This window comes from Endozoicomonas sp. SESOKO2, assembly GCF_024606245.1.
Taxonomy (GTDB): Bacteria; Pseudomonadota; Gammaproteobacteria; order Pseudomonadales; family Endozoicomonadaceae; genus Endozoicomonas_A.
Genome location: NZ_JAHHPQ010000063.1, coordinates 1 through 5,742, shown reverse-complemented (window position 1 = coordinate 5,742; position 5,742 = coordinate 1). Strand labels below are relative to the sequence as shown.

Sequence of the window (5,742 nt, the reverse complement as noted above, 5' to 3'; positions counted from 1 at the left end):
ACTATAGTCATTGTGTGGCTATAGGCATTTCAATTCGTGATTACAGTTCCGAAGATCTTTCCGGATATCCACCTAAACAGCAACTATTGGATAAATAACTTCACAGCATGATGTTAGTGTTCCATTTCTGAGGGAAAACGTAAATGCTTATATTATCGAAAGTCGCCTATTGTACGACAGAAAAATGTTACCTGTGATGACCTGAGTAACGGTTGTGACTGTTCCATGAACTCCCGTAGTCAAAGTGATCAATAGCGATGGCGTCTGGGTATCTATTGCATGGATAACGGTAGAAAAGTCCTGCTTTGTCAGGGACTGGCATGTATTCTGACTCGTTTAAATACAGGCCAGGCAATCTGTAGAGCGAGTCCGCTTTTACAATGCAGAAGTCATTCCCTGCCTCTCTTAACTTAACGGCAGTTTCAGTCAGCAAGCTGCCCGGGCGAAACTCTTGCACCTTTGGCGCCCAGTCAATGTAGGGGTAAATTTTGGTATGGGGAAGCATTAGCCACCCTGTTTGTTCGTCCGCTGCTGCAGCCCTGTACCAACTGTCTATCCCCAGCAGAAAAAAAGCCGGACCGAAAATGTCTACTTTGGAATGGGGTACTTCATCTTCCAGAGGAGGGATGGATAACAGCAGGTTATTGAGCGCCGGGTGATTGGCCTCAGCGGCAAAAAAAGCGTTGCTCAAGTAGCCTTGCTGAGACGTCAAAAATGCAAACTCATTAGCCGTTATGAGTGTGTATAGAGGTTGTTTAATGAGGTCGGCCATTTCATTGGGATTAAGCAGTTCAAACTTCATATCGAAATAGAAACCGCCGAATTCGTGGACGATTCGATATCTCAGGATGTCGCCCAGACTAGCGAGGTGACTATCGTCAGACGTTCTGTTGCGTTCCAGAATAGCCTTAATGACCGAATGCTCATTATCAAAAAGTTCATTAATGGAGTATTCTTTTGTGGTGTATTCTGACTCGGTCCAGGTATGTCGAATGATTTTTCCATTCCGTTCGAGGAAGTTGTTCTGAGTGGCTCGCCACAGGTTATACTCCCAGCCCTTGACCTTTTTAAAACTCTGACTGACGATATCCAGGTATTCGGGTACTTTTGCACCAATCCAGATTTGATGAATCTTACCCGGGATGGCCGCTTCTGTGCTGCCTGAAAGTACGGCAAACAATAAAATGAGTGGTCGACAGACGCTAAAAAATACTGGGTGTGCCCAACTTTTTACAAGCAGATCACGGTTGTTTGTGTTTATCAATTTGGAATCCATTTTTTAATCTGTACAGTAAAATAAGACTTCAGCTATCAGTGGAGTTCGCCCCCAAAGGCCACAGATGTTAAGCTGATGTTCGATTTAAGGGACTTGGCACAGCTCTTTCAAACTGCTTTGAAGAAGGGGTGTAGCCATTGTTCCATCATTGGAAACGAAAAAGGGTTTTAATGGTCTGCATCTCTTCGACATTCGTCGAGATAATATAGACAGGCTTTCGACAATGAGTAGCCGGTATAGCTGAACTGACCATTTTTTCTCTGAATGATATTAAAATGAGTAATTTGATTAAGCTGAATAGCTTGATTTTTATGGCACCACTATGAATGCATTAATACAGCTGACAGACGCCAAGGAAGCGCTGGTAAAAGCAGCGGAAAAGCTGATAGCCGAGAGGGGGCTGGATGCGGTTTCAGATCGTGAAATAGCCAGAGCCGCAGGACAGAAGAATAATTCTGCTGTTCAGTATCATTTTGGTGACCGGGCAGGGCTGATTAACGCCATTCTGGATTTCCGAATGATCCCTCTCAACCAGAAGCGTCATGAGATGCTTGATGAGCTTCTCAACCATAAAGAACCACCAACTACCAGAGATCTGGTGAAGGTTTTGTTGCTTCCATACATGGCAAACCTGAAAACCTCAAGAGAAGAGAGTTCCTATACCAGTCTGGTCTGTCATCTGTTTCAGCGAGGTAATCATCAGATCGCTGCGATGGATACCCCCAGAAGCAGCTCTCTGGTTCGTATGACCGAGGCATTTGGTACCATTTTGCCACATTTGAGTGTCAAAGAGCTCCGTGCCCGGCTCGCTTTTATGGGGTCCATAGTGATTCATACAGTAGCTCGCTGGGATCAGCAGTGCCGCCTGGACCCTGAGACCTGGACACCAGAACATATTAGCCAGCAGGCCCGGTTCCTCATTGAGTTTCTGGCGGGAGGAATGGATCAGGATGCTCTGGCTGATTAAGCCCGACTCAGGAACCAGAATTCCCCGACGAGGAAGATACTCTTTCAGAATCTGACCACTGGTTTTTTAAATAGTGATTTACAGCTAAGGCCGTGGTGGATGAGAACGATTAAATTGTTTTGATGAGTGGCCTGAAAAAATGAATCGGGTTCGGGTTCATACACCGGCAGGGAAAGCAGATCGGAAAAAGATCACCCAAACTCGATTCGAGAGTAAGCGAGTTCAGATAATATCAATATCCGCAACGCAATCGAAAATATGGTTGGGCTTGTAAGGGACCTTATCGATATCAGCGAGTCGGGATACACCGGACAAAACCAGAATGGTTTCAAGGCCGGCCTGAAAGCCCGCAAGAATATCAGTGCGCAGGTTGTCACCTACAATGACGGTGTTGTCTGAATGTGACCCCATTTTGTTCAGGGCGGCACGTATAATCCAGGCACTGGGTTTGCCCACATAGAATGGCTTTTTGCCAGTAATCCGCTCGATAGGAGCACACAGTGCACCGCAGGCCGGAGTCATATTGGGACCGTGGGTATCAGGGTTTGTGGCAATAAAACGTGCTCCTTCAGACACAAACCGGGCTCCGGTGTGGATCATGTTCCAGTTGTAATTCTTGGTTTCACCCACGACGACAAAATCCGGATTGATATCGGTAATGGCAAAGCCTGCTTTATACAGTTCGTGAACCAGGGCACCCTCGCCGATGACATAAGCTTTCTGACCTTCCTGCCGTTTAAGAAATTCTGCTGTAGCCATGGCAGAAGTGAAAAAGCAACTTTCCGGAATAATGATGCCGACAGAAGCAAAACGGTTCTGCAGGTCTTTCTCGGTCTGGGAGGGATAGTTGGTTAGCATGACCAGAGAGATGTCCCTCTCCAGCATACTGTGAATGAAATCATCAGCACCGGGAATCAGGGTGTTGTCATGCAAAATCACGCCGTCAATGTCACAAATTACGCTTTTAGACATAATACTATCTGATCAGGTTAGACTCTGAGAAGGGCATTATAAAGGGCTTGAAAGCCAGAAGGCCAGAAAGCTTTCCAGCCCGAAGTGCCAGCGTCTGATTACGCTGTTGTTAACCAAATCTGAACATCGTGTATCCACTTCACGATGGCCACCAAAACCTCTCTTGCCTTTGTGCAGACAGCTACAGCTTTCGGTATACTTAACTTACTCAGTCAAAGTCGTTTAACCCGCTGGTTAGTTGCCTGATCTGGAGGGTGTCGCAAAAGTGCTTTATTCTGTAGTCCTTGAGGTGATTTCCGTTCAATACATACAAAAAAACAGGACTGAGCACCATTGTGATCAAATATCATCTGATTTTATTCAGAAAGCTGTGATAGTCATCAGGGTTCAGTCCCAGTTTCTGCAAGTATTGGACGGTCGAAAAGAGAACTTCCCCGGCAGTATAATCTTTGCTGGATCTAACATCGTCAGGGACAGGCTGAATCGGCTCATTGCGCTTTCGACGTTCATGAATATATTCGAACCAGGCTTGTAAAAACTGATTAACCAATTTTAACTCCCTCAAATTTTCAGGGCAGCGAAAAAAACGAAACTCTATTGTACCATAGGGTTGGATCATCTCTGTTCCTGGAATATGCAACAAAGAAATAGCCATATATTTGTCTATCTCTACATCAGAAAACCCACCAAACATTTGTTGTAAAGGAGCCATCTGTATCAGATGACTGTATATTTTTGAAAACCGCTTAAGCTTCTCCAGTTTTTCTGAATCGGTTTGCCAATGACCATTCGGTTTTTCATAATTGAATCCCGCTAATTTTTCATTGTACGTAGCAATCATCCAGTTTATCCGCTCAATGGCTAACCCCCTCATATCAGAATAATCAGAAAACAATTTATACCATTGACTCTCATCATCATTGATGATTCGGTCATTATTCCCGAATGCTCTTAGTAAATAGGGATTGCTCTCAATCTCCCTCTGCAATTCCAAAAGAACACTCGGATCACCGTGGGTGGCACTCAATGCATCGACATGCTTGTGACCGGAAGAATAACCTATAAGCCCATCTTGAATCATTGAATCAACCACTTCAAAGACTTTTTCAAAACAACTGTCCACATTGGCTTCACCATCATGGTATGGTTTACAATTCACCTCAAACCATGCATCACCATCCATAGTAGGAGTTATGTGGAAAAGACCATCAAAAGTTAAGTTATGAGTGCCAACACCTGCCTTGTTAGCCCCTGACTTTTTCATACGATCTTCAAATATGGGAATATAATTGCTATCTTGTAGGCTTCCCGTTTCAATTATTGAAGTTATATCGTATTCCAGCTCTTCACCAAATATGAGGTTTAGGTTATTATCAAGCGTTATATCTTGTTCCAGGCAGTCTTGCTTTTCTTCAAGCATATCATTAAGAGTACCTAACCAAAGTTTTTTAAGATTCGGTCCAATGAGAACTTCATTAAAAGATTTTCTAAGGGTATTATTTTTTCGTAGAGCGTCAGTAATAAGATTTCTACTCATTGCATTTTCATTAAAATCCATCAATTTCCTTGATTCATCAGTAAGTTCTCGTCTGTAGAGGGTGATCAATTCCATGAGATTAAGAAATTCTGAAAAACAGCCATTACCAAAAAATATTTTTTCAAAAAAACGAAATGCATCATGCCGAGCTAACAGGTAGTACTTATTTTTAAATTCATTATGATGTCCATGGTATATGTAAAGATAGTCGGCTAATAAAGCACCAAGATAGTAGTATTTATATGTCTTGTTATTAAGTGATGACTCACTTTTTCTTTGAGAAAATGTTCTGGATAAAATGGAATCTATTATTTCAATATTTTTAGTGCTAATTCTAAGGTCAGGTCGATATTTATGGGTATCAGTTTTAAAAGTAAATTTCTGGTTTGTTAACATTCCTTCCATATATAATATGAAATCTACAAAAATTTCTTTAACATTGTGTTCAGTAGTCATGACATTACCTCGAAAATGGACATGTTCAAAATCCTTTCTTTTTTCATTCTCGATTATTCTTTCGATAGAAAAATCATGTTTCTCAGTGAGTTTATTAATAGTATTTAAGAAATGCCCGGCTGCCTCTTGAGGTGTCAAGTCTGGAGTATTTAAGCTGAGGTTTGAGTCGATTCTCCTGCGCTTGCCCAGTTTTACTTTTAATGATCCTTGTTGCCTTTGATTTTCGGTTTGATCCCCTTTTTTGGTCTGCCGATCACTATCAACTTTGTCATTTCCTGTCAGATTTTCCTTTGAATTACCCAGACTGATAATATCGGGAATGTCACCAGTATTCCCTTTCAAAAAGGCATTTTTAGCAGTATCAGGCAAAAAGAATGAAAAAGTATTCAAGACATTCGCCTGATTATTAATAATCTCATTTTTTTCGTCGGCTAATGGATAGAGGTTATTCTTTTCTTTTTCAGAAAACTCTGTGTTCTTTTTGTGATCGAGTTCTTTAAGCTCTTTTTTTACTTTATATGTTGCACTCTCTAG

At 42.1% G+C, this 5,742-nt stretch carries 4 protein-coding genes; 1 reads left to right on the top strand and 3 read right to left on the bottom strand.

All coding sequences use genetic code 11. From position 1 onward, the window contains the following. Nucleotides 1-187: 187 nt before the first annotated feature. Entirely contained in the window at nt 188-1,276 is a 1,089-nt protein-coding gene (locus KDK17_RS01565; protein ID WP_257287191.1) for a hypothetical protein, read from the bottom strand. Between the two features lie 322 nt (nt 1,277-1,598). Here KDK17_RS01565 and KDK17_RS01560 point away from each other — a divergent pair, with 322 nt between their 5' ends. Then, nucleotides 1,599-2,243 carry a TetR/AcrR family transcriptional regulator gene (locus KDK17_RS01560; RefSeq protein WP_257280148.1) on the top strand — a complete coding sequence of 215 codons (645 nt, stop codon included), beginning with the start codon at nt 1,599-1,601 and terminating at the stop codon, nt 2,241-2,243. A gap of 222 nt (nt 2,244-2,465) precedes the next feature. Here the strand turns inward: KDK17_RS01560 and KDK17_RS01555 are convergent, their stop codons facing one another. Further along, complete coding sequence (locus tag KDK17_RS01555) at nt 2,466-3,215, bottom strand: HAD-IIA family hydrolase (RefSeq protein ID WP_306671205.1); 750 nt, start codon at nt 3,213-3,215, stop codon at nt 2,466-2,468. Between the two features lie 346 nt (nt 3,216-3,561). Continuing rightward, nucleotides 3,562-5,742, bottom strand: a 2,181-nt coding sequence (locus KDK17_RS01550) for a hypothetical protein (RefSeq protein WP_257287190.1), incomplete at its 5' end; no start/stop codon positions are given.